Source organism: Pseudomonas brassicacearum, from assembly GCF_003732265.1.
Classification (GTDB): Bacteria; Pseudomonadota; Gammaproteobacteria; order Pseudomonadales; family Pseudomonadaceae; genus Aquipseudomonas; species Aquipseudomonas brassicacearum_D.
In genome coordinates this window covers 1-715 of the sequence record NZ_MOBK01000232.1, presented here as the reverse complement: position 1 = coordinate 715, position 715 = coordinate 1, and the positions used below count along the sequence as shown (strand labels likewise).

The following is a 715-nucleotide window of genomic DNA, read 5'->3' as shown; positions in this document are numbered from 1 at the left end:
CGGTGATCTGCCGCACCAGGCCATGGATCTTGTCGACGAATCGATTGAACGAGCCGGCCAGTTCGCCGAGTTCGTCCTGGCTGGTGATGTTCAGTCGACGGGTCAGATCGCCCTCGCCCGCCGCGATGTCATCGAGGTTGGCCTTCATCAAATTCAGCGGACGCAAAATGGTATTGGCCAGCAGCATCCCCGCTGCCGCAATCACCAACAACACCACCACCGCCACGCCGACGATGCTCAGCACCACGCCTTGCACACGTTCCTGCACCTGCGCTTCGACCAACGCCACTTGTGCCTCGATGCCGTCGAGGTTGACCGATGTACCGACCGCCATGTCCCACTTGGCCAGATATTCGGTGTAGCCGAGTTTCGGCACCAGCACCTTGGCATTCCCCGGCAGTGGCGAGCTGTACTGCAGATAGTGCGTGCCGTCCTTCGCCACTTTCACCAGCCCGAGATTGACGTAAACGCCATTCGGGTCGCGGTTGTCCTTGAAGCTTTTGCCCACGCCTTCGGGGTCATTGGCCTTGAACAGGCGCACGGTCTCGGAGTCGTAGCCGAAGAAGTAGCCGTCCTTGCCGTAGCGAATGCCCGAAAGCAACTTGATCGCCTGTGCGCGTGCTTCGTTGTCACCCGGCGCGGCCGCGTCGTACAGCGGTTTGATCGTGGTCATGGCCACGGCGACGTAACTTTGCAGGGTGGCTTTGGCGTCGCC

General features: G+C 61.0%; 1 protein-coding gene. It reads right to left on the bottom strand.

Annotated features, from left to right (window positions below):
• On the bottom strand, positions 1-715 hold a 715-nt coding region (locus BK660_RS31000), incomplete at both ends, for a cache domain-containing protein (RefSeq protein WP_123436433.1).